Raw genomic sequence first — 26747 nt, 5'->3', positions numbered from 1 at the left:
ACCTAACCATATATTTCAGATGCCCATAAGCATCCTAATCAATCACAATGTTATGAGACTAAAAATTTACCAAACACAAAAATTTAGGCGACTGTCTCGCAGGCAGCTTGCCTTGCTGGTGTCAGTACTGGTGCCATTCATGCCCGGATACCTCTCAGCTAAACCCTTCGCTTTAACACCAGTAGAGCAGGGCACTAAAAACATTAACGTAGGTGGAAAAGTAACGGATGAGAAGGGCATTGGCCTTCCAGGGGTAAGTGTGCAAATCAAAGGCACATCAATAGGCACGGTTACGGATGCCAACGGCAATTACAGCATTTCCGTTCCAGATAATATGGCCTCTTCAAGCTTAACTTTCTCTTACGTTGGTTATGCCAGTCAAGAGGTTGCTATCGCATCTCAAAAAACAATAAACGTGAAGTTGGCGCCTACAGCAGGTAATGCCCTAAACGATGTTGTTGTGGTGGGTTATGGAACTCAAAAAAGGGTATCGATAACGGGTTCAGTAAGTACAATTGATGCGAAAAACATCGAAAACAAGCCTGTGCTAAATGCTTACCAAGCGTTGCAAGGTGAGGCACCCAATTTAATTATCCAGCAAACCAACTTAAATCCGGGAAGCGATGTTACCGTAAACATCAGGGGGGTAGGTACTCTGGGCGACAATACACCTTTAGTGGTTGTGGATGGTATCGTTGGAGGGAATTTAAACACAATCAATCCAAACGACATTGCCAGTGTATCGGTATTGAAAGATGCCGGTTCTGCCGCCATTTACGGATCACGGGCAGCAAACGGGGTAATCTTGATCACCACCAAAGCAGGTAAGCTGAATCAAAAAACTACCGTTTCTTATAATGGTAGTTATGGTATTCAAGATGCTAATGTGTTAGTAGACAAGGTTCCGGCTTGGCAAAATGCCTACTATAAAAATGAATCTTTAGTGAACTCAGGCTTAAGTCCTGCGTATACGCCAGATCAAATTCAGCAGCTTAAAGATCAGGGAGACGGTACCTGGGATATTGAACACCTATTGCGTACCGCACCGCAACAGTCTCATAACATCAATATTGCAGGTGGGGGCGAGAAAAGTGCGTTCTACATCTCTGCAGGTTTTCAAGATCAGCAAAGCAATTTCATCGGCAATGGTGGCGAGGGCTCAAAATTTGGATATCAGAAATACAACCTCAGGTTAAACCAAACCAACGTGATGGGGAAATTCCGTACCAATTTTATCCTGCTTTACACCAAAACCAGAAACAAAACCAATAGCGTAGGCGATAACAATATCTTTGCAGATGCCAATAGGGTTCCACATAATTTCAACTGGCAGGATGAAAATGGCAATTATCTAACCAATCCTTTTGCTTCACAATACAACGAATATGGCGTACTGGAAAAAGGGGGGTACAATCAGGCAGATAATGATGAGGTCTTCGGCTCATTCAATGGTCAGTTTAGCATTACCAAAGATTTGAAATTGACCGGTGAGTTTGGTGGTACATTGCAAAACAATGGTACTTTCTTCCGCCGTACCCAGGTAAATTACCTGCCTTCTGGCGTCTACGGAGATGATCGCTCCGTATTAGATGCCAATAGCAAATCGCAACTTTTCAATACCAAAGTTTATTTAGAATACGGTAAGAAAATAGCAGAACACGATTTTAAAGTTCAGCTAGGTGCCTCAAGCGAAAATTTTTCGCAACGTGGCTTCCAACTTCAAAAAACCTTAACAGATCAATTATTAGGCACGCCAACAACAGGAACGATCGTGGATCCCATTAATTCCAATAATAGTATCGCCATCAATTCCAATAGCTTACAATCTTTGTTTGGTAGGTTAAACTATTCATTTAAAGATCGTTACTTGCTTGAAGCTACTGCTCGTTATGATGCTTCATCAAAATTTGCAAAAGGCAATCGCGGAAGTTTCTTCCCATCAGTAAGCGCAGGCTGGCTGATTTCTCAAGAATCCTTCATGCAATCGGTTAAGAATACGATAAGTAACCTGAAGCTTCGTGCATCGTATGGTGTACTGGGAAATCAGAATGTGGGTAACTTCCAATATCAAACAACCTACTTCAACTATGCAAGTGCTTACGGCTTTAACAATGTTCCAGTAGGTGGTGCAGGTACCTTGTTATCGAATAGAGATTTGACCTGGGAAAAAGCATCAACCTTAAACATCGGTTTGGAAGCAGGATTTTTCGATAATACTTTAACCGCTACTTTTGATTATTTTAATAAAGTAACCAGAGACATTCTTCAACCAAGACAGGATATTCCAACAATTTTTGGTGCCGCTACACCCGATTTCAACGTAGCAAAAGTGAGAAGTAAAGGTTGGGAAGCTACGCTAACCTACAATTTACGTGGGCAGAATGTAACCCAAAGTTTCAGCCTTAATGTTGCAGACAACCAAAACAAATTGCTTCAATTATCAGGCGGTGCTACCGAACAGATCATCAATCAAGATGTGTTCCAATTGCTTAGACGCGTAGGTGAGCCGATTACTCAATATTACGGATATCAAACCAATGGGTTTTTCCAAAATCAGGCAGACATCAATAACTCACCTAAAATTGCTGGAAACGCAGTTGTACCAGGCGATGTTAAATTTAAGGATTTAAATAATGATGGCGTAATTGATGCGAAAGACAAAACGGTGTTGGGAAATCCTTTTCCACGATATACTTTCGGGTTTACTTACCGCTTGGCTGTAAAAGGTTTCGATCTTCAGTTGTTTATCCAAGGTGTGGGCAAACGCGAAACCTTCCTTCGTGGAGAGCTTGTTGAGCCATTCCATTACGGTTATGGTGCAACAGTTTATGAACACATGACCGATTACTGGAGCCCGGCAAATCCCGATGCACGCTACCCAATTTTTGCAAACATTGGATCCCCATCCAACACCAACAACTGGAGAACTGGTTCTGATCTTTACAAATATGATGCAGCTTACGCACGTTTAAAAAATGTAAACATCGGCTATACTTTGCCGCAGGCATTAACGCAAAAGGCAGGTATTCAGCGGCTAAGGGTTTCCCTAATTGGACAGAATTTGTTTACGCTTTCAAAACTTAAATTTATCGATCCAGAAACTTCAGAATTCGGAAATAATGTGAGCACCGGATCAAGTTCAAACAGTGCCCGCCAATATCCATTGCCAATTTTTTACGGGGCAGGTTTAGACATCACATTTTAATATTTACGGCTAGAATTACTCATATGAAATTTTTAAATAAAACCCACATCATCGCTTTCAGCCTCCTTGCACTCGCAGGATGTAAAAAGCTCGATATTGCGCCAACGGATCGGTTTTCAGATTTAACGTTCTGGACCGTGGATGTAAACGTAAACAATGCGCTTAACAACAACTACAGCTTGCTTTACAACAGCTCTTTATACTTTGAGCCTGAGGCACTTTCTGATAATGCCTATTCGCCATCAGGAGATCTTAACCTAATTGCTAGCGGAAATGCAACTTCGCTTACCGCAAAGTTTGCTGGCGATTGGGCAAGTTATTACAAAACCATTAAATCGGTCAACATCTTTTTGGATAATGTAGACCAGAACAAAACCCTTCCGGCGGCAACAATTGCCAGAATGAAGGCTGAAAATCAATTCATGAGGGCTTTTGCATTATTTAACCTAACCAAATGGTATGGCGATGTGCCCCTTCCTGATCACGACCTTACGCCAGAAGAGGCTCAGGTAATTCCACGTACATCAAAGGCAGCAGTTAGCGATTACATTATTGCTCAGCTTGAAGCAGCCATTCCAAATCTTCCAAGTAAAGATCAACTTCCAGCCAGCGAAAATGGCAGGATTACAAAAGGTGCGGCACTGGCTTTAGAGATGAGAACATTGCTTTATCAAGGTAAAATGGCCGAAGTAGTGGCGGTTTGCGAGAAGTTAATCAACAATCAGGCAACTTATGGAACCTATTCTTTAACACCAAATTACAGTGCTTTATTTAGCGATCCGGCAACCAACAAAACCAATAGCGAAAGCATATTGTCTCTACAATACGTTCCAACGGTTAGAACCTGGCAAAACTTCTGGGATTTTGCGCCAAGAACAGTTGGGGGAAGGGTAAGTGCTATGGCACCTACACAGGAACTGGTAGATGACTACGTGATGCTAAACGGTAAAGGAATCAAAGAAGCGGGTTCGGGCTATGTGGAAACCAATCCTTATGTAAACCGTGATCCGAGACTTACCGCAACAGTAGTTTACGACCGATACACCTGGGTAAACCCGAACAATACAACCAAAACAATTTACATCAGACCAGGTTCAGATCCTGTTCAACCAGGCTTGGATGAATATTCGCCAGGTTCGCAAAGTGCTTCTGCAACAGGTTATTACTGGAGGAAATATTTTGACCCGATTGCTTTATCAAGCTTTGTTTCTGGCAATAATCTGCACCTGTTTCGCTATGCGGAAGTACTGTTGACTTATGCAGAGGCAAAAAATGCCTTGGGGCAGATGGATGCCTCAGTTTGGGCAAAAACAATTGGTGCGCTTCGTACAAGGGCTGGTTTTACAGATGCAGCAGCTTTGAGTTTTCCAGCAGGCGACCTAACGGCAGTTATCCGCCGCGAACGCAGAGCTGAGCTGGCAATGGAAGGTTTAAGAGTTGATGACATTAGACGTTGGAAAGTAGCAGAAGTAACCATGAATGGCTTTGCCCATGGTGCAAAATTTGCAACCGATCAAAACATTGATAATGGATACATCAGAACCCAGCAACGCAAATTCAATCCTCAAAGGGATTATTTATGGGCAATTCCATCAAGTGAGGTAAGCTTAAACAAAAATTTAACACAAAACCCTGGTTATTAAACCTTATATGGACATGAAAAATTTTAAAAAGTTATTCGCCATGGTGCTAGTTGTATGCACCGCTGCAATCTCTTGCAAAAAAGATGAAAAAGCACTCAATGAAAACATTAGCACAATTGGCGGGTTAAGCTTGCCAGCAAATCAGGCCAGCATAAAACTCACCCCATCAAATGCATCTGCCTCACAACAGTTTAAGTGGACAGCTGCGACGCCTGAAGACGGAGGGCTCATCCTTTATGAGGTAGCCTTTGATAAAGAAGGTGGAAATTTCACCAACCCGGTTTTTAAAGTGGTTTCAGATGGTGGAGGGGTACAACCTCAAGTAACCATATCGCACAAAGACTTAACCAAAATTGCTGCACTGTGTGGCATCAATTCTTCTTCTACAGGTAAAGTAAACTGGACGGTAATCGCTTCCAAGGCCAGCAGTAAAAAAGTTGGGCAAGAAAGCAGATCGCTTCAACTCGAACGCCCGGCAGGATTTGCTGAGGTGCCAACCGACCTCTATTTAACCGGTTCGGCTACTGAAAGCGGCGATGATGTGACCAAAGGAATCAAATTTAAAAAACTTGAAGATGGTGTTTATGAGTTATATACTTCCTTAAAAGCCGGAACTTATCAACTTACCGACAAACAAACTGCTGCGGGAAGAAAGTTTTATGCTGAAGGTGCATTGCTAAAGGAAGGCACATCCGCAATTACCGTTATCGGGAGCACAAAAGTTTATTACTTAAAATACGATTTTAATGTAGCCAGTGTAGTTGAAATGAGTGAAATTCAGAGTGTTGGTCTTTATATGTCTGCATATGCTTCCGAAATCGGGCAGTTAAGCTACACGTCTGGGGGTACATGGCAATCTGGAGTAATACCTGTTGTATTCTACCAGTTTTCTTGGGGAAGAGATGAGCGTTATAAATTTGCACTCCATACTTCAGCAGGCATCAAATACATGGGCAGTAGCAATGTAAATAATGTAAGCCCTGTTGGTCAGGCCGCTTCTTATTTCTACCTAAACGCCGTTACCAACGATCAGTGGAACAATACCTATAAATTCAATCCTTCTGCCGATAATAAAAGCATCAAAGCAACGGTTAACCTAGGTGCAACCGGACCATATACGCATAACATTGTTAACCAATAAGTTATGCTCTACCACCGGTGTGTTGCCGGTGGTTTAAACCTATTTTATGAAAGCAATACTCAAATACACCGTACTACTTTTCGCCCTCTTCTTAGTGGTTTCCTGTAAAAAAGGAGCTGATCCTTCTCCAGTAACCCCACCACCTGTAACCCCTCCGGTAGTGCCTGGTGCGCCAGTTAATTACCTTCAGCTGGCCAAAGAAACCCATAACTTTACCGTAAACAATCTGCTTACTGGCAGCTATAGTTACAGAGCAAATACAACATCCAAAGCGGCAAATTGCTTTGAATGGTATAACGTAAGTCAGATTTATGCAGATGCTGCAATGGTTGCAGCGGGAGAGAGTGGCTACTTGGTTTACATGAACAATACTTTTAAGTTCATGGAAAACATGTGGGATAAAAAGGATCTGCGCGGTGGTTACTTTGCCTCCGTTAATTTGGATGGTAGCGGCGCAGGCGGCGATAAGTATGTAGATGATAATGCCCTAAGCGGGATGGTGTACCTAGAAGCTTATGAAGTAACAACAGGAGCCGACAAGCAAGCCTATCTTGCAAAAGCTAAGGCATGCGCAGATTGGCTGATCAATAGTGGCCTGTGGGATAATGTTTATGGTGGGGGCTTTTATTGGAATACACTGAAACCCGAAAAACCAACACAAACCAACGGACTTACACTACAACTGTTTGCTAAACTTTATGGCTTAACAGGAGAATCAATTTACAGAGACTGGGCAAGGCAAGTTGATGCCTGGTTAAGTGCAAAAATGTTTGATTCCAATACAGGACTTTACATCTGGAAAATAGACGGCGCTGGAGAAGGCCTAAAACACACAGAGAAATTTACCTATGATAATGCCATAATGGTAGAAGCCTTCCTGATTTACAGCAAGGTAATGAATGATCCAGCATATTTAACCAAAGCGCAGAGTTTAGGCAGGGCCATGAATACTACGCTCTGGAATGCACTTTACAAGGGCTACGTCTTTAACACGGCCGAGAGCAGAATCAACCCAGCGTGGTGTGCTTGGGGTTCACAAGCAATGATCCGACTTTACGAAGCAGATAAAAATGAATCTTGGCTCGTGTACGCCAAAGAAAACATCAATCGACTCAATATTGCCAATCGAAATACCACTAACTTGGGTTATTATTTCTTTGCCGGTTTTGATGGTCAGAATCGCTCAACAGAAATGGAAACCGTAGATCAAGCTTGGATGCAGAGGCTACAGGCAATGCTCTCAAAATATTAAAATCAGATCCCAATTATATGAAAATAGGTCATAAACTTCTATCCGTTCTCCTTGCTTTACTCCTGATAAATATTGCGTCCTTCGCACAAGATGTTTTGAGCTTTGTAAATCCCAATATTGGTACCGCACACAGCAGGTGGTTTTTTTACACCCCTGCAGCCGTACCTTACGGAATGGCCAAACTTGCCCCATCTACGAACGGCAGCTACGGCAACCTGCAAGGCTGGGAGGCGGTGGGCTATGATACCCGTCATACCTCCATCGAGGGTTTTGTGCATTTTCATGAATGGCAGGTAGGAGGGATCAGCTTTATGCCAACTGCGGGAACACTAAAAACCGTTCCAGGTGCGCTGGACAAACCTGGAAGCGGCTATCGTTCCAATTTTTCCAGAAAAAATGAAATCGCCCAACCGGGTTACTATTCAGTTATTTTAGACGATTTCAAGATCAAAGCAGAACTTACCGCAACTAAACGAGTGGGTTTCCACAGATATACTTTTCCAAAATCAGACAGTTCTAGGATTATCCTATCAATAGGAAATGTTCAGGGCGAAAGCGGACCAGTAACGGATGCTTCTGTAGAAATGATTGACGATACACATTTTCAAGGCTATGTAATTACCTATCCAAAATATGTTAAAACCTATGATGAAGGTGGGCGCGTGGCAATGTATTTTTTCGGAGAACTCAGTAAAAAACCCCTTGCCGTTGGTGCACTAAATAATGAAAAGGCTACAGCAAACCAAAAATCATCGAAAGGAATTGGTGCAGGCTTGTATTTAGGCTACAACACGGCAGAAAGCGAAACTGTCGAAATTAAAGTTGGCCTTTCCTACACCTCAGTAGCCAACGCGAAACTGAATCTTAAAACCGAAGCTGAAAAACTCACCTTCGCCACTGCCAAGGCAGCAGCTCAAAACGAATGGCGAACCTCATTAGGCAAGCTAAAAGTAACAGGTAAAGACAATGCCGATAAAACGAAATTTTATACAGGCCTTTATCATGCCCTATTAGGTAGGGGTATCGCAAGCGATGTAAACGGAAATTTTCCACGTCACGACGGAAGCATTGGGCAGTTGCCCAAAGATCCACAAGGAAAATTCAGCTACAATTTTATGAATACCGATGCCATTTGGGGCGGCTTCTGGAACATTACCCAATTATGGGCGCTGTCTTATCCAACACATTACAGTGATTTTGTCCACACGCAGCTAGAAATCTATAAAGAAAGAGGCTGGTTTGGAGATGGCATCGCCAACAGCAATTTCGTATCGGGCGTAGGTACAAATTTTGTAGGCTTGGCCATTGCCGGTGCCTATCAGGCCGGTATCCGGGATTACGATCTCAGCCTGGCCTACGAAGCGGTCAAGGGAAATGAACTCGGCTACAAAAACCGGTCGGTAGGCTCAGGCAAAATGGATACCAAAAGCTTTGTTGCAAAGGCTTATGTTCCGTTCCTGGATGCAGACAGAACAGATTCAACAGGATCCCACTTTTCAGGCTCGCATACGCTCGAATACAGTTACAGTGCCTTTGCGGCCGCGCAGTTTGCTAAAAGATTGGGTAAAACAACCGATTATCAGCAATTGATCCAACTCTCAAATGGCTGGAAAAACATATTTGACAGTGAATTAAAACTGGTGCATCCGAAGAAAGCAGACGGCACATTTATCGATAAATTTGATCCATTAGAAGCTTGGCGTGGCTTTCAAGAAGGTAACGCAACCCAATATACTTTTTACGTGCCACAGAATCCTAAAGCACTGATCAATCAGATTGGCGAAAAAACTTTCAACAACAGGCTTAACGAAATTTTCGAAACCTCCAGAAAAAATGCTTTCGGAGGAGGCAAAACCATAGATGCATTTGCTGGCATACAATCGCTCTACAATCATGGTAATCAACCCAATCTGCACATTAGTTGGTTGTTTAACTATTCTTCAGCACCATGGCTTACCCAAAAATGGATAAGAGCCATATGCGATGAATTTTATGGAACAGAGAGCATCCATGGTTACGGCTATGGTCAGGATGAAGATCAAGGTCAGCTAGGTTCCTGGTATGTGATGTCATCACTTGGGTTGTTCGATGTAAAGGGATTGACTGATTTTAGGCCTACCATTCAGATTGGAAGCCCTGTTTTCGATCAATCGGTTGTCACCCTAGGCAATGGAAAGCGCTTAACCATCAAAGCACTCAACAATTCAGAAAGCAATGTTTTTATTCAATCGGCAACATGGAATGGCAAGGTGCTCAATCAGGCATGGCTCTATCGAGATGAATTGATGCAAGGAGGAACACTTACCTTGAAGATGGGCAATAAACCCAATAAAAACTGGGGTGCAAAGTTAGCCCCGCCATCAGTTCAGTAAGTAAAGAATACTATTCCGAAATGTGTATGAGAAAAATCATCTATATCCTGATTCTGCTTTTCTCGGGAAATGTTTATGCGCAGAAAACTGCCCAAAACAACATCTATCAGAGTAGGGCTGAGGAAATGTTCACCAAAATCTGGAAGCACTATCGAGTAGCGGGTTACACCGGGCTATTTAGTGAAAACTATCCATCTGGTACAGCGGCTAACCTCGATTATTTTCAAGGTGCAGGCGTTACAGAAAAAAAAGTAAGCTTTTTATGGCCCTTTTCAGGTATGTTCTCAGCCGCCAATGTGTTGGTTAAATATCCAGATATAGAGCTGCAATACAAACAATACCTCGATTCGCTTTCAGCAGGTGTTTTGGCTTACAGAGATACCCTGCGCAGTCCTGTTGGTTACCAGGCATATCCTGTTGCCTTAGAAAAAGCCGATCGCTATTACGATGACAATGCGCTGGTGTGCATAGATTATATGGAAGCTTATTTCAATACAAAAAATCCAGTGTACATCACTAAAGCAAAAGAAGTATTCCGTTTTATAGAAAGTGGATGGGATGAAAAATTGCAGGGCGGAGTGTACTGGTTAGAAGGCCACAAAGATCAAAAGCCTGCATGTAGCAATGGAATGGCAACCTTGGCGGCACTAAAACTTTATCAGGGCACGCAAGAAAAGGAATACCTCGAGTGGGGCAAGCGGTTTTACAGCTGGATGCATGCCAATCTCAGAAATCCGGACGGTATTTATTACAACGACATCAAAATGGACGGCACGCAAAACCCTACATATTATACCTATAACACAGGTTCTATGCTTGAGGCGGCGGTACTCCTGTATCGTTTTACAAATGACCGGACATATCTCAATGAGGGCCAATTGGTCGCTAAACATGCTTTTGATTTTTTTTCTGCCCGGGGAAAAGTTGGATTCCGTTTCAGTATCGACCTCCCCTGGTTTGTTACAGTCCTGTTCAGGGGATATGAGGCCCTATATAAGGTGGATCATAATCCAGCCTATCTCAGTTCGATAGCTACAGAACTTGACCGTGCCTGGGAACTTTCCAGAGACCGTTATGGATTCCTCACGGCCAAATGGGCCACCGATGGGAAAAGTAAGGCCAGGCCAAAATGGCTGCTTGACGAGGCCTGCATCGCTGAGCTTTACGGACGGCTAGGATTGTTGAACATCAAATAATTAAACGCAATGCATGAACATGTAATTCTTGGGGCCGATATCGGTGGCTCCCACATCACGGCCGCTTTGGTGGATGTAAAGGCCGGGGTTCTGGTGCCCGAATCATCCAATAGGGAAAAGATCGATTCAAAAGGGAGTGCCCTGGAGATTATCCACAGCTGGTGCAGGGTCATCACAAAAACCTTAAACGGTCTCCCACATTCAGGAAGGGTCGCTATAGCCATGCCCGGACCGTTTGATTATGAAAAGGGCATGTCCTACATGAAGGGCATGGACAAATATGACGCGCTTTACGGCATGAATGTCCGGGAGATGATGCTTGCTGAATTGGGGCAGATGGTCAGTGAGATACATTTCATCAACGACGCGGGATGTTTTTTACAGGGTGAACTTGCGCACGGAAAGGCCTCGGCATACGATAAGGTCATGGGGTTTACGCTGGGCACCGGTTTCGGTTCAGCCAAAGGGGTATCCGGCAAGGCAACCGATGCCGATTACTGGCGGTACCCCTTTATGGGCGGTATCTGCGAGAACTTCTTTTCCTCAAGGTGGTTCACTTCCAGGTATAGCGAATATTCGGGACTGGATGCGCCAAATGTAAAGCAACTTATCGAGGCGGCGGAGCTCGGAAGTCCCATGCTCCAGCTGTTTGATGAGTTTAGTATGAATTTTGGCATTTTCCTGAGCCAGATCTATAAAAAAGAAACATTTGACTGCATTGTGCTGGGAGGCAACATATCCAATGCCTGGCCATTATTTTTGCCTCAGCTTCGTTACTATTTAAGCATTAGGTCAGTCGCTGCCCCAGTGTACATATCTACATACGGTGAATCTGCCGCATTAATCGGTGCCGCGTGTAGCATTTGTTAAATTATTGTAGGACAGAAAGTTATTTTGTCCGGTATATCTAATCGTGTTTGTCTCATACAAGTTTGGTTATCAAAAAAGAAGATAATTAGTTTAAACCGAGATGATATGTAGAGTATAGCATAAGATCATTGCATCTCAAATAAAACGGTTTTTGTCTTTCGCACAAAGAAATAACCTGTCTTAGTGTTATATAAGTCTTTATGTAGCAATAATAGCAACATCCTGGGAGCAACAAAAACTTTACAGCATCAGAGTTAGTGGAAAAAAATTGATGGCCCTTTCATCTATCAAATCTATCACGACTTATCATAAATGTATTCATAACTTTGTGTCATTGGATATAATTAAATATTCGCCATCATACCATCCAAAATTAGGAAGTGAAGTTCAAATTTTGGCTATTACCTAGTGTCAGAGAGATTTGACCCGCATCTCTTGTAAATAAGTTGTCAATTAATTTGTAGAGACTTAAAGGTGTCGTGCGTTAGGTCCTTTAAAGATTAATATTTATTTTGTACTATCGATAACTGCAGTCCGTACATTTTTAAAAAATGTAGTCGCTAGGGAGAAAAATAGCCATAATATATACAGACTTAAAAGTTAACTTAAAACCAAAAGAACAGTAAATAAATTAATCTGCAAAGCGGGTTGAATTAGGGGCACGGTTTTACTAGTAGTATAGTAAAAACAACAGACTATTGTTGTCCATTAGTCGAACCTATTCCAAATCGTTCGACAATTTCTTTTATGAACTTACTTTGGTTGTGGGGATTATGAAGCAGGTAAACCTGATGACGGGCTCGGGTCAGGGCGACGTAGAAAAGCCGTCGTTCTTCAGCGTTTTCGTAGGTTTCGCCCTCACGTAGCAGGTTATTTAGGATAGGATCATCAGCCATTTCAGAGGGAAAGCCAAAGACCCCCGCATCCAGATCCAAGATTATGGATACATCACAGGTCAGGCCTTTGCAGGCATGGGCGGTGTGGAAGGCAATCTTTAGATTGGGATATACTAATTGCAACTGGCGTAAATCAGGTGGTGCGTTATGGTGATAGCGCCCGATCAAAAATATCGTCGCTTTCGGATGGTTGATGGCGATTCTGCCGATAAGGGCATTTAGGGTATCGAACTTTTGTAGGGCGCGGTTCGCTTTGTTGCCAAAGGTGCTTAAAGGGATTAATTCAAATGACGGATGCTTTGCTTTGAATGGCGAAGATAACCGCTTTTTTAGCTGCGTAGGATTACTCTGAATGAAAGCACTGCTCAAATTCAGGATTTCCTCATTAAACCTGTAGGTCTGCAAAACCCCGTTTTCAGCAGTCACCCCAAAATGTTTGGAAAACTCGGTGATGATGCTGATGTCGCTGCCGGTGAAGCGGAAAATGGATTGCCAGTCATCCCCAACGGCATAGAGCTTCGCCCCGGGATTTGCGGATTTTAGGGCTTTGAGCAAATCATACCTGCCCAGCGACATGTCCTGAAATTCATCAACAAGGATGTACTTGTATTTTTTCTGAAATTCTCCTTTTGATATGTGCAGAGTGGCCAGATTTACCATGTCGTTATAGTCGATGCTGCCTGTTCGGGAAAGTTCGGCCTGATAGGATTTAAATAATGGTTCGAAAACATCCAGGAAAACCCTGAAGCGCTGATCTTTCGCCTTGGTCTTTAGTTCCCTTACAGAGGCGTTATTGGATTTCATCAGGTTCAGGAAAGTGTAGACCAGGCCCATGAAATCCTCATAATCATCGAGGCTTTTGACTTTGCCGAGAATTTCTTCAGGAGGCCTCTTATTCAAGATCACCCCGTTTTGGTCAAGCTGAATTTTGAGTGCCTTGAGCAGCGTACCACTTCTGTTCTGAAAGGAATAGGTTGTTATGAGTTTGGTTTGATATTTTTCATGGATTTTGGCTTTCCATTGCATACCGCTTTGGTATTGCTCGGTAGCAGAACGGTAGGGTGCTTTAAACTTAAAATGGGGCGGTACATTTCCATTCTCATCAATCCCATAGTGTTCATGGTAAATGCCGTAATCCTTTAGGTAAAAGTCCGGCTGATAATGTCCAAAATCGGGGTTCCGATCTTGCACTTCCAAAGCGTAAAAGCGCTCATATTCAAATTCAACCTGGTGCAGGTATAGAAAGTTCGCTATCATCACTTCCTCCATGCTTTTACATTCCAGGCCATTCAGGGCCACATTTCGGAATGACTGCTCATGCTGTAGATAATCCGTTTCGGTCTTAAATTCAAATTCATCCCGGGGCGGACGGGCAAAAAAAGCAATAAAATTAATGGCTTTTTGCTGGAAGTCACTATCATCAGTAAAGAGCTTTTCGAAGGATTCCTGGAGAAAAACCTTTGCCCTATAGTCTTTGCCGTCGAACGCGATTTTCTTTGGATGAGGATTGCAATACCTTGTGACCATGTTTCCAAAACTGTTAAAGGTCTTGAAAGTAATCAGACGAGCCATTTCATCATCTTTCAAAAAGTTACATGTGCGGTCGAACATTTCTTCAACGGCGGTATTGGTAAAGGATATCACCAGCAACTCTTCCGCTCGTGCCAGGTTTTTCTCCAGGATGTAGGCGATCTTGGCACTGATGGTTGTTGTTTTTCCAGTTCCTGCGCCAGCAATTATCAGGTTGTTGTCTTCATCGCAGACTACCGCTCGCATTTGCTCCTCAGATAACGGGTATTCGTCAAGCTGCGCTAGAAAGTCTTTGAACTCACGAATTTCATGAGGGATGAAACGTTCGTTATAGTTCTTCCGGATGTTGTCCAATTTTTGATGGTAGGATACAAAATAGCTGATGGTCGCAATTTCTTGCTCGTCAAGACCGCACTTTTGATAATTAATGGGTATTGCTTTTATTAATGTGCTTTGAGTGTTCTTAAGTTTAACCGCATCCTGATTTGAAAAATACAATACCAATTCCTGCGTCTTTCGAAAGGAATCAATCGCCCGGAGGATGTCCGGAATGAGCTTGCGGATGTTGGCCCTTTTTTCGAGTTCCGCCTGTCTTTGTTTAAAAAAGTAGAGGATGCCTAAAGTTAGGATAAATAGGATGATTTGTAGCCCAATGGGCAACTCCCCAATTTTTATCGGTTTTTTTTGTATTTGAGGCATTAACAATAGGGATCACTGTAAAGCAAATATAACGTTTAGGTTATATTTCTTTTGCTTAAAATATATGACCTTCATGCAAATGACTACTTAGCCAAAGTACTTTGTGGTATTTTTTGATTGGAGGGTTTTTGCAAAAGTGTATGAGAAATGATTTTAGTCAAAAAAAACTCGATAAAGGGAAATTATTTAATATTAATTATGTTTGTATTAATGGATATTATAGACACAACTAACTTTCTTTGAGTGAGTTTCTCAAACTTTTGTCCAGTAATAAGAAGTTTTATTATCCAAAATATCATTTTCCGACAAAGGAAATGGTTGACGAATATTTAGCTGGTATCGCAGGCTAGTATGTAGCTGAAGTAAAGGGAATTCTTAGAAAGTTCATCATAAAAAATTGCACTTTTGGCTTAGATCTGGATAAACCAGAGTACGTTGACCCCCTCTCACCAGAAATAAATTTGCTATAAAATTTTGCTTGTCTGCATTTTAGTAAATTGGCGGAAATGGGTCAAATGAACTGGTTTGTGCAAGCGGGGCATCCACCCTGAAGAAATAGAGCGTGAACAAAGGTTTGTTGATGAGATGAAGCGCCTGGATAAAAAAAACCTGACCTACCGGCATTTAATGGGCAGTAATGTATTTGGCCTGCTGGAGCAATGGAGCGAAATTCTAAAAGCGGGCTGGATTGCCCTTTCTGAACACCATAGACCGGTATTCGTTTCCATTTTTAAAAAGAACACTTCAAAGGCCGCCATTTCTGAACAAAAAATGCCACTGTTAATATTCCCGGAAAACTTTCAAAAAGGTTATTATTTTCTTTGAGCGGTAAATGACCGGTTAAAAAGTAGTTTTTATATTTTGGGCCTCGTAAATGGCCTGTGCCAAAAGAAGGCTAATAATCTTCCGTTTTTTATCCTAATTAATTGCCGGGCATGACAGCGGTCATTACTTTTCATTTTTTCGGAGTCTATCTTTAATCAAAAATATAAGAGGTATGAAAAGAATTGCTACTGTTTTTGATGGTTTGGACTTTGCAGGATCGACCATGGACTTCGCTATCGGGTACTGTAAGAAATCGGACGCGCACCTGGTTGGTGTTTTTCCGGAATCTTTTCTTTATCACGAGTATGACTTTGCCGAACTGCTTGGGAAGAACGGCATTTCCGCAGTAAAAATCAGGCATGCCGTTATGAAGGAGGCCAAAAAAAGGGCCAGGTCACGAAAGCTGTTTGCCGATGGATGCAAAAAGGCAAAGATAAGTTATTCCATTAGCCACCCCGAGGGTATTACTATTGACGAGGTGCTAAAGGAAAGTACTTTCGCCGATATGATCCTCATCGCCAAAGGCGAAAGGTTCAGCACCATAGGGACACAGCTGCCTTCAACATTTACCAGACAATTGCTTTCAGATTCCAGATGTCCCGTACTGCTCCTTGATGAACGCATTGAAAATCACAGTCGTGTTCTACTTCTCTACGACGGCAAACCCGGATCGGTATATGCCATCAAATTGTTTTTTTCACTTTTCGCCGCAGAACAGGATACATCTACAGAAGTCCTGTATGTCACAAGTTCCGATCCGAAGGCGGAAATTCCGGATTTTGAAAAAATAAAAGCCTTGGTGGAATGTCATCGCCCGGGTGCAATCTATACGTGCATATCCGGGCCAGAGAAGCAGTCAGCCATTGATTACGCGCAGGGACTTGGTCCGGGGACGCTGACTGTGGCGGGCGCATATGGCAGGGGAAGTACATCCCGTTGGTTTATACCCAGCATAGCAGACGGCCTGATTGCCCAATGCAGATGTTCGCTGCTGGTTGCGCACAACAGGTAAAGGGAGAGGTTGCCCCGGTGATTCGGAAGATCTGCTACACAACAAGAACCTTTAGAGATGAAAAACTCCGTATACTCATTTTTTTTATTTTTGATTCTTGCCCTATCATAACCCTCTGCCGCCAGATCGCAGCAGGACAGCAGCAGGCAAAACCCTGGATACATTCACTTAGGGACCCATTTGGCATTGCCTTTAGGCAATATGATAGGGGAGTATAAACTTCTTTTAGGGGGCGCTGTCCAGATTTATTTTCCAGTTAAACAGAGGGTTGTCTTTTTGACCGTAAATACAGCCTGCCAGGAGCTTATCCGGGAGAACAAAGCATCTTCAATCCTAAAAAATCCAAGGATCCTGCCACTGAAGGTGGGCATAAAATTTTTGCCTGTTGAACAGATCTATTTACACGCTGACTTGGGCGCATCCTTTGTATTTAATAAAACGCCTGCTTCTTTTGACAGAACGGCGCTACTGGTCTTCTCTAACGAACTGGGTTACCATGTAGCTATTCCAGGAGGGAATGTTGCAGAAGCAGGGCTGGTCTTCCATAGAAATGCCGCCTTAATTGCTGATGGGCTTCACATAGTTTTTTTGGTGTAAAGCTGTCCTTTGGCTTTGCCTATTAACTTGTATAAGGTATCTATCAGATCGCCTTTGGCGGATATCCACATATCTTGATCTGAAATTTCTCAATCAGCTGTTCTCAAAACGGCCGCTTTTCATGACAAGAACGATTTTATAGAAAATGAGCTGCAGATGCAAACCCAGGTCTTCCGCTCTTCCACTGAGCCCATGCGAAGTGTGGTCAGGGCCGGGCGCTGAAAAAGGCCGGATACGCGCTTTCAATGCTTCCATGCACTTACCCTTTTCCTCCATGTCGGAAATCTCCTCAAAACGTCCCCATGCAATCACGCTCTGCCAATTGAAAATGTTTGTGATCTGGTCAACCTGAAAACATACCACAGGGTTTTTGCGCATGATGGAAATCTTTTTTCCCTCTACACTATGTCCAATGATTTTCTCTCCATCGTAATAATAGTTTATCGGAACAATATACGGAACGCCGTCATTACTGCATGCAATCCTGCCTGTAACCTGACTGCTCAAAAGTTTTTCGATCTGCTCGTCGTTTAGTTCTCCTAACATCATGTTTTGATTTTCTGGGTAAATGACATCTTCTCAATAAGCTTTTCAGTGTACATCTAAAATTATTCATGCTTGGCAAAAACCAATAAAGGCATCCTTGCATAGAATGAATACTGTTCGGCATTGGAGGGAAACAGGAGTTTGTCAAATCCGGAGCGGTCGTGATGGGAGAAAAGGGCAAGAATGGAGTTATGCCCGTTGTTTATGGTCTGATGGATATCTTCTATTACCGACCTTTCTATGTTTCGGTTAACCTGGATGAATGTTATCGGATAACTATATTTCTCTCTCACCCTCAGCTCAAGTTCTGCAGGGCTGCTCATCCCTTCAAACGGTAGTTTCATATACAGCATCTGGATTTCTGCACCCAGGGGAGATGCAAAATCAACCAGATCCGGCAGCTCGCGCTCAATATTCTGAAGGTCTGTTGCATAAATGACTTTTTTTATTTTTCTGTGGCGGTATCTGCTGGGCACAACGATTATGGGGATTTTGGAACTGGCCAATAGTCTGCTGGTATGGGTGCCGAAAAGTTTTTTTACCGTGCCAGCTCCCCGTGTAGCAATTAGGATATACTCGAATTTCTCTGTCCGGGCATAATCACTTAGGGCATCAACTACCTCCGTTGAATTAAGTACTACAGATTTGAACCTGAAAGGTTCCAGATCGATGGAACGGCAGATTGCAGAGACAAAGGCGCCGAGTTCTCCGGTGAGCTTATCCATGCTCTTTTTCAAAAACGTGGCATAAGACCGCTGTGTCCAGTTAAAAGGTTTGGGTACATGATTTACCTGAACCACACTTAAGGCACAGCCTTTAAGTTTGGCCAACCGCAGTGCCATACGCACAGCTGACTTTGAATTGTCGGATAAATCAGTGGTTACCATAATTTTTTTCATCTTTTTTTTCCTGGTTTCTAACGCAGCTTCTTTCTCCCTTTTAAAGTGCCCCGGATCAACATCAATTTCAGAAGTTTATCCCTATACTTTGATGATTTAAATCACTTCCCTCAATGATACTGATCTGAAGGGATATGCGCAAAAATCATCACATGGTCTATCTTGGTTTTAACTCCAAAGCCTTAAAAGAGATGATATTTTGCAGTGTATGCGATAGCGGGTTTTTCATCGGATTATAGAATGGGCGTCCTTTAGTTCCCCTTGCCGGAAAATCCGCAGGGAGCATCGCGGCCGATGAGCAAACTCATAGCAGATAATGACGGGTATCAATTAAACCCGGTTTCAGGCAGGTTAACTTTATATAAAAAAAAGTTATGTCAGTCACAGAAAATTTAAACAAAAAAGAGATAGGCTCCATGGTACACGATTTTTGGGATCCTGAATTCTTTGATGAGCCTAATGAGCCAAAGAAGGCCGTAAATGTTATAGAAAGGGATACCAAATTCAAAATCGAGGTGCTCGCGCCCGGGTTTCGAAAAAAAGATTTCTCTGTAAATGTTGAAAACGGAGTACTCAATATCCTTGCCGAACACGAAGCGGGCGATGAGGAAAATTATCTGAGAAGAGAATTCTCGCGCTCTTCGTTCTGCGGGGCGTTCAGCCTTCCTGAAAATGTTTCTCCCGAACATATAAGCGCCAAATACAGGGATGGTATTCTCTCTTTGACACTCAGAAAAACCGGCAAGCTGTCTTCAGTGAAAAAGCATGTGAAGATTTCCTGAACAGAAAATAGGTTTGAGCCAGGCTTACGGTAGAATGGTCCCCTGACCGCCAGCTTATGTTTCCCTCATTCGCATCATTGAAGCGCATGAGGGAAATCATCGTATAAGTGTACCGGTTTTTGGATTTTGGCATTAAAAAGTAAAACATGGAAAAGCAGATAGACTCTTTTACCGAACGTAAATCCTTTGAAGAACTGCTGCTGGCAGAAGTCAGGGGCTTAAAAAGTATGGCCAGGCACTTTGTCAATGAGAACGATGAAATCGAGGATCTGGTTCAGGATACCCTGCTCAAGGCATTGCGCTTCTATGAGAAGTTCTGTATGGAAACCGATATCCGCAAATGGCTGTATACCATCATGAGAAACACCTTTATTAACAGGGTTAAAAGAACTTCCAGAGTGATGGAACACCATACGCACATTGAAATAGCCTCCAGAAACAGCTGTTCGGTAAGCACCGTTTTCTCGAAATTCATCTCCGATGATGTCCATCGGGTGATCAACAGTTTTCCTTATCCGCTCAGGCAGGCGATAACCATGTACAGTGCAGGCTATAAATATCGTGAGATTTCCCTGGCAACTGCCCAGCCCATCGGGACAGTAAAGACCAGGGTCAGAACCGCACGTCTGATCCTTGAAAAGAAATTTTCCCCCACGGCCCATTGAATTTGTAGACCCATGGGTTTTGATTACCCTTGCTTTCATTCCGCTAATGAATATCATCGGCTTTACTGAGCAGGGTTCTTGAAGGCTTAGCGTATAATAGCTCTCTTTGGTTATTCAAATTAAACAGTACATTTTATTTTAAAAGTTATGAAAACAGACAATCAGATTCAAAAAGATGTTCTCGATGAGCTCAAATGGGAACCTTTATTAAATGCAGCCGAAATTGCTGTTTCCGTGAAAGACGGCATCGTTACATTATCGGGGGAGGTAGATAGCTATTCCAAAAAGCTTGCTGCTGAGCATGCAGCAAAAAGGATTTCCGGTGTGAAGGCAATAGCCCAAGATATTCAGGTCGGTTTGGCCCCGATTTATCGTAAAACAGATGCTGAGATCGCATCAGCAGTGGTAAATGCACTAAAATGGCATACCGCCGTACAACAGGAAAAAATCAAGATTAAAGTGGAAGACGGTGTGGTGCGACTGGAGGGACAAGTGGACTGGGAGTTTCAGAAAAACAGTGCCCGTACCGCCATTGAACATTTACTGGGCGTAAAATCAGTCATCAATCTGATCACTTTGAAACCTAGGGTTACCTCCTTGGAGATCAGCCGTCAGATTTCTTCTGCCTTTACCAGAAATGCCATTTTGGATGCGGCAAACCTTATGGTTTCCCTTCAGGGTGATAAGGTGGTACTCACCGGTACTGTAAACTCCTTTGCCGAAAAAGAACAGGCAGAACATGCCGCATGGTCCGCTCCCGGGGTGATGCGCGTGGAGAGCCACTTAAAAGTGGTGGAGCCGGAATTTGCCTTCTGACATTCATGCCGGTTATTCAAGGTAATTCAGAGCGGATGACAGGTAAGTTTTCCGCTATCAACAATTTTATCCCTGCGGGCAATCCGCCGGCAGGTTTTAAAAAAAAATAAAACACATCGTCATGACAACACTAACAAAATCAACACTATATCCCGTTGTTCAATCTTTAATGGATGAACTCTTGAATCCACATATGTTTACCGGGGCTTTGGGCGCAGGGATGAGCGTTCCAGCAGTCAATATCAGCAATACCAAAACAGGTTTCCGTTTGGAGCTGGCAGCACCCGGATTTGATAAAAAGGATTTCAAGATCGAAACCCAGGATGACCTGTTGATCATCAGCGCGGAAAAAGAATCGGAAAAGGTAGAAGATGAAGATAAATACACACGCAAAGAATTCTCCATGTCCTCCTTCAAGAGAACATTTAACCTGCCCGGAGATATACTGCTGGAAGAGGTAAAGGCCAGCTACAAGGATGGCCTGTTGGTACTTGAACTTAGGTCAAGTGGGAAAAAGCTTCAGCATAAAAGGCAGATAGCCATTGAATGATAGTTATAATGTAGCTTTGATATCCAGATACCCAAAATAAACAATCAGCGCAGCTTCCGGTCTTCCGGTAGCTGCTTATCCCGGGATTTGTTTGCTCAGGGTGCGCAGTTTTGTAAAGATATTTTTTCGCTGCGAGTAAATAATTGGCACATAGGCAAAAGAAATATTTAAAGTATCTTCCTTGAGGCATCTTGCCCGGACCGAAGATCAGTTGTGCATGTGTCTTAATTTATCGATCTGTTCTATATGGATGACACTATCGGTAATGCTGATGAGCCGTTCATCCTTGAACTCACCAAGCATTCTGATCATGGACTCCTTGGCAACACCTGCAATAGCAGCCAGATTCTCCCTTGTCAGGTCAATTTCGAAGGTTTGCTGCTGTTGAGGATTGTATTTTTCGTAAAGGGTGACCAGTGTATCTGCAACCTTTTTGCGCAGGGAGTTATATGCAGTGGCCAGTAGATGTTCCTCACATTCGATCAGATTTTTTGCAAGAACAGAAATGAATTTTTTCATCACCTGTGGGTTACTGCCCATCAGTTGCTCAAACTCCGCACGGGGAATCACGGCAAGCTCGGTATCTTCTAGAGCCTCGGCAGATTCACGGTAATTCCTCCCTTCAAGCAAAGGCAGATACCCAAAAAAATCGCCTTGGTTGTAAAGCCCCATGATGAGCTCTTTTCCATCCTGGTTCCGTTTGTAGGTCTTGACCTTTCCTTTGGTCAGATAAAATAACTTGGAAGGAAGGTTTCCTTCAGTATAAATGATCTGTTTTTTCTTGTACTGGTTCTGGCTGCGGTTTTCTTTGAGCAGATCAAGATGGTCTTTACCACCGTTAAGCGTGATAAGCCTGTCCATGCCGTTTATCCCCGGGGCAACCTCTTCCCTTAGGTAAGCTGCCTTGCGCAACCGCCCGTCTATGGCATTGATTACATCGGTTCCGTCGAAAGGCTTTATGATATAATCATCCGCGCCCATTTCCATGCCTTTTCTCACCTCAATACGTTCAGACTTTGCTGTGAGGAAAATAAAAGGGATGTTCGCAGTTGCCTGGTTTTTTTGAAGCATGAGCAGTACGCCATAGCCATCCAGAATGGGCATCATGATATCGCAAAGTACCAGGTCGGGTCTTCGCTGAAGCGCGATTTCTACACCCTGCTTTCCGTTTTCAGCCTGGTCGACTTCATAGTTGGCCAGCTCAAGGATCTCTGAAAGGTTCTCCCTGATGTCCTGGTTATCCTCGATAACTAAAATCCTCTTCATAATTCGGTCTGTTTTGTTTTTACAAATTCTATAGTAAATTCCGTTCCCGATCCCAGTTCGCTTTTACAGGAAATTTTTCCGCCCATTAAATCAACATATCTTGAGACAATATGCAGTCCCAGGCCCGTCCCCGGGATATTGTTGGCATTGCTTCCGCGAAAAAACCTTTCAAAGAGATGATGCATATCCCGCTCAGGGATTCCCAATCCCTTGTCACTAATTTTAATGGTTATCTGGTTTTGGTCAACTAAACTGCATATATCAATATGGCTGTCTTCAGGGGAGAACTTGATGGCATTGGAAAGAAGATTGATGATGATGTGCTTGAGCATGACCTGATCTAAATACACACGGGTTTCTCCCTGATGAGAAAACCGGATGAGGTGGCCTTTCTTTTTCAGGGTTTCAATTTCGGTAATCACGTTTTTGATATAATCCGCAAGCTCAAAAGTACTGTAATGCGGTTCTGCCTTGTTTTCCTCAATTTTCTCTAGGGATAGAAAGTCGTTTAATATATCGGTCAAAGACTGTACCGTGGAGGCTATCCGGTTAACGTGGCTTTCCCGCTTTTGTTGCTGATTTTCAGTGGTATATTTTGATATCAGATAGGCAGAAGAGAGTATAGTACTCAAAGGGGTCCGGAATTCATGGGAGGCCATTGAGACAAACCTGGACTTGAACTCACTCATCTCCCTTTCCTTTTTCAGGCTCTGGAGAATTTCTTCTTCAGCTTTCTTCCGCTTAGAAATATTCATAGCAATCCCCAGATAGCCCTCAATATCCCCGGTTGCTGTATGCATCGCAGTTATGGTAAGGGAGGCAGGAAAACGGCTCCCATCTTTTCTCAGGTATTCAATTTCCCGTTCATTCGCCAATCCCAGCTCAGTTTTTATTTTTAGGGCCTCAAAGTCGGCAGCAACAGGTAACTGAAGGGATTTTGTAAGTTCGTCCGCACTTTGCTTAAGTGTTTGGGCAGAATGAAAGACGGAGGGACTAAGCCTATCGATGATTTCTTCGGCAACATATCCCAGCTCCCGTTCGGCAGCTGGATTGAACATCTTTATCGTTCCGCCTGAATCGGTAACATATAGGATTACCTCTGCGTGGCCCCAAATACTCCTCAAAAAAGTGTTTGCCCTGTTGAGCTCCACATCCTTCAGCTCGGTTTCGGTGATCAGCTCTGCTAACTGCTTTACCGTGCTTGTCAGTGAGCGTGTCCTGCTTAAGACCTTGGCCTCCAGCTGTTCGTTTAAGACTTTAAGCTCCAGCTCCGCTTTTTTTCTTGCTGAGATATCACTTATAAACCCGATGACAAATTTTCCCTGATCTGTCTGGTAACTGCTCAGGCTAACCTCGACGGGAAATTCAGTTCCATCTTTTCTAAGTCCGAAAAGATCGAGTCCCAGTCCCATAGGCCGTGGCCTGGGCTGCTTGATATAGCCCTCAACATGATGCTGGTGCCTGTCTGTAAACCTGCTCGGAATAAGATCTTCAATCGGCTTTCCGCTAAGTTCCTGCGGACCATAGCCAAACTGTTTTTCTAAAAATGGATTGGTAATCACAATATGCCCGCTATCATTGGCAACAATAATACCCATGGAGGCATTGTCAAATAAGGGGTCGAAACCAATTCCCGTGGTTTTGTTCATCTTTTGGTTGAAAGACATATTAGCCTACTTCATAAATATACAAAAATTAGTCACCGGGATTCCTGCGAGGTGTAAATCGTCCGCTCATACACAGTTTTTATTCAACTGATGATATGCAGATAGCTACTGATAGCTAAAATTGTTTCTTTTTTTTACACTAATTAATGACCGGGATCATTCGGGTCAATGATGGTTGTCATATTGTTTTTAAAAGGGATTTGATTTAAGCGGGCTACCACCATCACTTATGTTTTTTTTCGGGTGGATGAAGCCATGATTTTATCGGCTTCGAAATCGTAAAGGCAGGATCAAGCCAGCAGGTTTAAACCTGTTCCGATGCTCCTGCGCCTGTAAGTGGCCGGCATGCCGGTTTCCAATGTTCAGGCAACACCAGGATGGCCCCACGGTGCTTTTTAATAATTGCATAGCAGTGAGAGGAATGAAAAATCTCATGAAGCAACCCATGGGTCCTGTTCACAAGTAGTAAAAGATTATCTTTAGATGGAGGAAACATACGGTCGATTTCATGGGCGATCGAAGGAGATTTTAAAAGATGAAAGGGGATATCGCTGAATTTATCTCTCCGCAAGACGCCTTGAAAAGATGCTATACGGCCTTCTTCATTAAAATCAGCAATTAGCCCTGGACTCTCCATTACGTAACTGATCGACAGGCTGGCCTTGAACGCTTTGCGGATCTTATCAATGGATTCAAGCAGCGCGATGTCCTTCTCATTGAGGTCGGAAGCGAAATTTATCCTGCAGCTGTCCGGAAGGAATTCACTGGATGATAATATAAGCAGCGGACAATCGCTGTTTCGCATGGCAATATGGATATGGTTTGCAAAAAGAAAATTACTTTTATGCCTTTTGTGCCTGCCCATCACAGCCAGCATTAGTTTTTCGCCCTGCTGGATGTCGTACAGTATCTCAGATATCGGGGCAATGGTGTTTATCGTGTGGATTCTGACATACCCTTGGCGGGTTTTCATTAGCTTTAAAAGTCTTTCCTTTTCTTTTTCAAGCGAAACTGCAGCCTTCTCCTCAATTTCCTTATAGTCCATTTTTAAAGGTTCAGCGAGAATAATTTGAGGCAGGTGATAGCTGTGCAGCAGCAGTAGCTCAGCCCCAAATTGTTCCGCAATGTTTAAAGCGGTTTGAGCAGCATTTTTCGCAGCCCTTGAAAAATCGGTCATGACCAATATTGTTTTCATCTGGCTAAGCTAGGGGAAGGACTTTGTTTTTTTGATGACAACGGTCAGCTCCTATAATAATCCTGCCCATGGCTTCTGTTGCTTTATCTCCAGTATCATCGGTACCGCTGATTTCCCTCACCTGCTACCAATTTTGGTTTTATCAGATTTATAACTTCAAAATAGAATAGTTGTTATGTATAAAATATTGATTGCCACAGATTTTTCCAGGGCAGCGGCTTCTGCGGCAGATTATGCGCTACGGATGGCATGCTCATGCGGAATGAATCTTTCCATAATTCACATCTACTCGGTTGGCTTACCAATGGTAGCAGAGGGGACCATGTTTTCCCAGGACAGCTTATATGATCTTGCCGAAAAGGATTCATTGGAGAGATTGTCTTTACTGGAGGCAAAACTTAACCAGGATGCAGACCAGTTGTGCAATGATAGCTCTAAGCCGCTAATCGAGGTTTTCTCAACAATTGGTGTTCCTGCGGCCGGGATAAAATCCTTTTTCAACCAGAAGGATATGGGTATGATTGTCATGGGGATCAAGCCTGAGGAAAGATATTTGGGAACTTTGCCCGGAAGTACGATCCGTAAGCTGATCAAATGGACCAGTGTGCCCGTGCTGCTTGTTCCCATGAACTTTCCCCCTGTACCGATCCAGCAGATTGTTTTCGCTACTGACTTTGGGGATAGTGATATCACAGCACTTGGTTTTTTAGCTCAAATCGCGTCTGCTTATCATTCAGATCTGCTTATTTTTCACAACAGGATATCCGCTGAGAAGGGAGGACAGTTCCTGCAGAAAGAGAAAAAATTTCTGGACAAGGTAGCCCAGGCAATTGATTACCCTAAGGTTTTTTACAGGCACAAACAAAAAGATACCCTTGAGGAGGCCTTAGCGGTTTTGGACAAAAACGCTGAAGCGGATATGCTGGCAATGGTGCACAAAAAGCACAGTATGATAGAAGAACTCTTCGGGGGAGATAAAACCTTAAGAATGATTTCCAGGACCCGGGTGCCCTTGATTATCTTTCCCCAGAGCTTCGCTACTAGCCCCGGTCCCGCTAGGTTAGGTGAAAGGCAAGTGCATAATTAAACTTTACAGGAGAATTTAATCAATTAAAGGCAAACA

The 26747-nt window shown here is 43.2% G+C and carries 21 protein-coding genes; 15 read left to right on the top strand and 6 right to left on the bottom strand.

Annotated features, from left to right (window positions below; all coding sequences use genetic code 11):
• Nucleotides 1-52: 52 nt before the first annotated feature.
• From DF947_RS18800 to DF947_RS18770, 7 genes are read left to right on the top strand one after another with little or no spacing between them, the layout of a single operon-like run.
• Nucleotides 53-3205, top strand: a complete 3153-nt coding sequence (locus DF947_RS18800) for a SusC/RagA family TonB-linked outer membrane protein (protein WP_167398029.1) — start codon at nucleotides 53-55, stop codon at nucleotides 3203-3205.
• A gap of 23 nt (nucleotides 3206-3228) precedes the next feature.
• Nucleotides 3229-4848, top strand: coding sequence for a RagB/SusD family nutrient uptake outer membrane protein (locus DF947_RS18795; protein ID WP_109931805.1), 1620 nt, complete (start codon nucleotides 3229-3231; stop codon nucleotides 4846-4848).
• A 13-nt stretch (nucleotides 4849-4861) separates the two neighbouring features.
• Nucleotides 4862-5989 carry a SusE domain-containing protein gene (locus tag DF947_RS18790; RefSeq protein ID WP_109931802.1) on the top strand — a complete coding sequence of 376 codons (1128 nt, stop codon included), beginning with the start codon at nucleotides 4862-4864 and terminating at the stop codon, nucleotides 5987-5989.
• A gap of 46 nt (nucleotides 5990-6035) precedes the next feature.
• Entirely contained in the window at nucleotides 6036-7241 is a 1206-nt protein-coding gene (locus DF947_RS18785) for a glycoside hydrolase family 76 protein (protein ID WP_109931800.1), read from the top strand.
• A 17-nt stretch (nucleotides 7242-7258) separates the two neighbouring features.
• Nucleotides 7259-9613, top strand: a complete 2355-nt coding sequence (locus tag DF947_RS18780) for a GH92 family glycosyl hydrolase (protein ID WP_109931833.1) — start codon at nucleotides 7259-7261, stop codon at nucleotides 9611-9613.
• A 26-nt stretch (nucleotides 9614-9639) separates the two neighbouring features.
• Nucleotides 9640-10809 (top strand): glycoside hydrolase family 76 protein, encoded by a 1170-nt coding sequence (locus DF947_RS18775; RefSeq protein ID WP_109931798.1) that lies wholly within the window; start codon nucleotides 9640-9642, stop codon nucleotides 10807-10809.
• A gap of 9 nt (nucleotides 10810-10818) precedes the next feature.
• Nucleotides 10819-11679 carry an ROK family protein gene (locus tag DF947_RS18770; RefSeq protein WP_109931796.1) on the top strand — a complete coding sequence of 287 codons (861 nt, stop codon included), beginning with the start codon at nucleotides 10819-10821 and terminating at the stop codon, nucleotides 11677-11679.
• A 695-nt stretch (nucleotides 11680-12374) separates the two neighbouring features.
• On the opposite strand, the gene DF947_RS18765 is transcribed toward DF947_RS18770, so the two are convergent.
• Nucleotides 12375-14804, bottom strand: a complete 2430-nt coding sequence (locus DF947_RS18765; protein WP_109931794.1) for a UvrD-helicase domain-containing protein — start codon at nucleotides 14802-14804, stop codon at nucleotides 12375-12377.
• A 525-nt stretch (nucleotides 14805-15329) separates the two neighbouring features.
• On the opposite strand from DF947_RS18765, the gene DF947_RS18760 reads away from it, so the two are divergent.
• The 3 genes from DF947_RS18760 to DF947_RS18750 all read left to right on the top strand — a co-directional run bounded on the left by DF947_RS18760 (nucleotide 15330) and on the right by DF947_RS18750 (nucleotide 17238).
• Nucleotides 15330-15629: a hypothetical protein gene (locus DF947_RS18760; RefSeq protein WP_146202948.1), complete on the top strand. Its 300-nt coding sequence runs from the start codon at nucleotides 15330-15332 to the stop codon at nucleotides 15627-15629.
• 172 nt (nucleotides 15630-15801) lie between these two features.
• Nucleotides 15802-16641 (top strand): universal stress protein, encoded by an 840-nt coding sequence (locus tag DF947_RS18755; protein ID WP_109931790.1) that lies wholly within the window; start codon nucleotides 15802-15804, stop codon nucleotides 16639-16641.
• A gap of 201 nt (nucleotides 16642-16842) precedes the next feature.
• The gene (locus DF947_RS18750; RefSeq protein WP_109931788.1) at nucleotides 16843-17238 is read left to right on the top strand and encodes a hypothetical protein; all 396 of its coding nucleotides are present in this window, start codon (nucleotides 16843-16845) and stop codon (nucleotides 17236-17238) included.
• A 93-nt stretch (nucleotides 17239-17331) separates the two neighbouring features.
• Here DF947_RS18750 and DF947_RS18745 read toward each other — a convergent pair whose 3' ends face one another.
• Entirely contained in the window at nucleotides 17332-17787 is a 456-nt protein-coding gene (locus DF947_RS18745) for a pyridoxamine 5'-phosphate oxidase family protein (protein ID WP_240615417.1), read from the bottom strand.
• 59 nt (nucleotides 17788-17846) lie between these two features.
• Nucleotides 17847-18671, bottom strand: coding sequence for a universal stress protein (locus DF947_RS18740; protein WP_262510091.1), 825 nt, complete (start codon nucleotides 18669-18671; stop codon nucleotides 17847-17849).
• Between the two features lie 386 nt (nucleotides 18672-19057).
• On the opposite strand from DF947_RS18740, the gene DF947_RS18735 reads away from it, so the two are divergent.
• The 4 genes from DF947_RS18735 to DF947_RS18720 all read left to right on the top strand — a co-directional run bounded on the left by DF947_RS18735 (nucleotide 19058) and on the right by DF947_RS18720 (nucleotide 21496).
• Nucleotides 19058-19465, top strand: coding sequence for an Hsp20/alpha crystallin family protein (locus tag DF947_RS18735; protein ID WP_109931782.1), 408 nt, complete (start codon nucleotides 19058-19060; stop codon nucleotides 19463-19465).
• A 146-nt stretch (nucleotides 19466-19611) separates the two neighbouring features.
• Nucleotides 19612-20130 carry a sigma-70 family RNA polymerase sigma factor gene (locus DF947_RS18730; RefSeq protein ID WP_109931779.1) on the top strand — a complete coding sequence of 173 codons (519 nt, stop codon included), beginning with the start codon at nucleotides 19612-19614 and terminating at the stop codon, nucleotides 20128-20130.
• 147 nt (nucleotides 20131-20277) lie between these two features.
• On the top strand, nucleotides 20278-20946 hold the full coding sequence (locus tag DF947_RS18725) for a BON domain-containing protein (protein WP_109931777.1): 669 nt from the start codon (nucleotides 20278-20280) through the stop codon (nucleotides 20944-20946).
• A 121-nt stretch (nucleotides 20947-21067) separates the two neighbouring features.
• The gene (locus tag DF947_RS18720; RefSeq protein WP_109931775.1) at nucleotides 21068-21496 is read left to right on the top strand and encodes an Hsp20/alpha crystallin family protein; all 429 of its coding nucleotides are present in this window, start codon (nucleotides 21068-21070) and stop codon (nucleotides 21494-21496) included.
• A gap of 207 nt (nucleotides 21497-21703) precedes the next feature.
• Here DF947_RS18720 and DF947_RS18715 read toward each other — a convergent pair whose 3' ends face one another.
• The 3 genes from DF947_RS18715 to DF947_RS18705 all read right to left on the bottom strand — a co-directional run bounded on the left by DF947_RS18715 (nucleotide 21704) and on the right by DF947_RS18705 (nucleotide 25624).
• Nucleotides 21704-22762, bottom strand: a complete 1059-nt coding sequence (locus tag DF947_RS18715; RefSeq protein WP_109931773.1) for a response regulator — start codon at nucleotides 22760-22762, stop codon at nucleotides 21704-21706.
• Nucleotides 22759-24411 carry a sensor histidine kinase gene (locus DF947_RS18710; RefSeq protein ID WP_158526299.1) on the bottom strand — a complete coding sequence of 551 codons (1653 nt, stop codon included), beginning with the start codon at nucleotides 24409-24411 and terminating at the stop codon, nucleotides 22759-22761. The genes DF947_RS18715 and DF947_RS18710 overlap by 4 nt, the downstream gene beginning before the upstream one ends.
• A 322-nt stretch (nucleotides 24412-24733) precedes the next feature.
• A complete protein-coding gene (locus tag DF947_RS18705) occupies nucleotides 24734-25624 on the bottom strand; it encodes a universal stress protein (RefSeq protein WP_109931768.1) in 891 nt (296 codons plus the stop codon).
• A gap of 175 nt (nucleotides 25625-25799) precedes the next feature.
• Between DF947_RS18705 and DF947_RS18700 the strand changes: the two genes are divergently transcribed.
• Nucleotides 25800-26711 (top strand): universal stress protein, encoded by a 912-nt coding sequence (locus DF947_RS18700; RefSeq protein ID WP_109931766.1) that lies wholly within the window; start codon nucleotides 25800-25802, stop codon nucleotides 26709-26711.
• Nucleotides 26712-26747: the final 36 nt, after the last annotated feature.

This window comes from Pedobacter paludis (genome assembly GCF_003173575.1).
Classification (GTDB): Bacteria; Bacteroidota; Bacteroidia; order Sphingobacteriales; family Sphingobacteriaceae; genus Pedobacter; species Pedobacter paludis.
Note: the sequence above shows the minus strand (reverse complement) of the source record. Positions and strands in the feature narration are given on the sequence as shown.

What these genes read in the sequence shown, in the direction of transcription:
- DF947_RS18755 (WP_109931790.1), top strand. Translation starts at nt 15,802, where the DNA reads ATGAAAAGAATTGCTACTGTTTTTGATGGTTTGGACTTTGCAGGATCG.
- DF947_RS18770 (WP_109931796.1), top strand. Translation starts at nt 10,819, where the DNA reads ATGCATGAACATGTAATTCTTGGGGCCGATATCGGTGGCTCCCACATC.
- DF947_RS18790 (WP_109931802.1), top strand. Translation starts at nt 4,862, where the DNA reads ATGAAAAATTTTAAAAAGTTATTCGCCATGGTGCTAGTTGTATGCACC.
- DF947_RS18765 (WP_109931794.1), bottom strand. Translation starts at nt 14,804, where the DNA reads ATGCCTCAAATACAAAAAAAACCGATAAAAATTGGGGAGTTGCCCATT.
- DF947_RS18725 (WP_109931777.1), top strand. Translation starts at nt 20,278, where the DNA reads ATGAAAACAGACAATCAGATTCAAAAAGATGTTCTCGATGAGCTCAAA.
- DF947_RS18775 (WP_109931798.1), top strand. Translation starts at nt 9,640, where the DNA reads ATGAGAAAAATCATCTATATCCTGATTCTGCTTTTCTCGGGAAATGTT.
- DF947_RS18705 (WP_109931768.1), bottom strand. Translation starts at nt 25,624, where the DNA reads ATGAAAACAATATTGGTCATGACCGATTTTTCAAGGGCTGCGAAAAAT.
- DF947_RS18785 (WP_109931800.1), top strand. Translation starts at nt 6,036, where the DNA reads ATGAAAGCAATACTCAAATACACCGTACTACTTTTCGCCCTCTTCTTA.
- DF947_RS18715 (WP_109931773.1), bottom strand. Translation starts at nt 22,762, where the DNA reads ATGAAGAGGATTTTAGTTATCGAGGATAACCAGGACATCAGGGAGAAC.
- DF947_RS18800 (WP_167398029.1), top strand. Translation starts at nt 53, where the DNA reads ATGAGACTAAAAATTTACCAAACACAAAAATTTAGGCGACTGTCTCGC.
- DF947_RS18710 (WP_158526299.1), bottom strand. Translation starts at nt 24,411, where the DNA reads ATGAACAAAACCACGGGAATTGGTTTCGACCCCTTATTTGACAATGCC.
- DF947_RS18745 (WP_240615417.1), bottom strand. Translation starts at nt 17,787, where the DNA reads ATGATGTTAGGAGAACTAAACGACGAGCAGATCGAAAAACTTTTGAGC.
- DF947_RS18700 (WP_109931766.1), top strand. Translation starts at nt 25,800, where the DNA reads ATGTATAAAATATTGATTGCCACAGATTTTTCCAGGGCAGCGGCTTCT.
- DF947_RS18730 (WP_109931779.1), top strand. Translation starts at nt 19,612, where the DNA reads ATGGAAAAGCAGATAGACTCTTTTACCGAACGTAAATCCTTTGAAGAA.
- DF947_RS18740 (WP_262510091.1), bottom strand. Translation starts at nt 18,671, where the DNA reads ATGGTAACCACTGATTTATCCGACAATTCAAAGTCAGCTGTGCGTATG.
- DF947_RS18780 (WP_109931833.1), top strand. Translation starts at nt 7,259, where the DNA reads ATGAAAATAGGTCATAAACTTCTATCCGTTCTCCTTGCTTTACTCCTG.
- DF947_RS18795 (WP_109931805.1), top strand. Translation starts at nt 3,229, where the DNA reads ATGAAATTTTTAAATAAAACCCACATCATCGCTTTCAGCCTCCTTGCA.
- DF947_RS18720 (WP_109931775.1), top strand. Translation starts at nt 21,068, where the DNA reads ATGACAACACTAACAAAATCAACACTATATCCCGTTGTTCAATCTTTA.
- DF947_RS18735 (WP_109931782.1), top strand. Translation starts at nt 19,058, where the DNA reads ATGTCAGTCACAGAAAATTTAAACAAAAAAGAGATAGGCTCCATGGTA.
- DF947_RS18750 (WP_109931788.1), top strand. Translation starts at nt 16,843, where the DNA reads ATGATAGGGGAGTATAAACTTCTTTTAGGGGGCGCTGTCCAGATTTAT.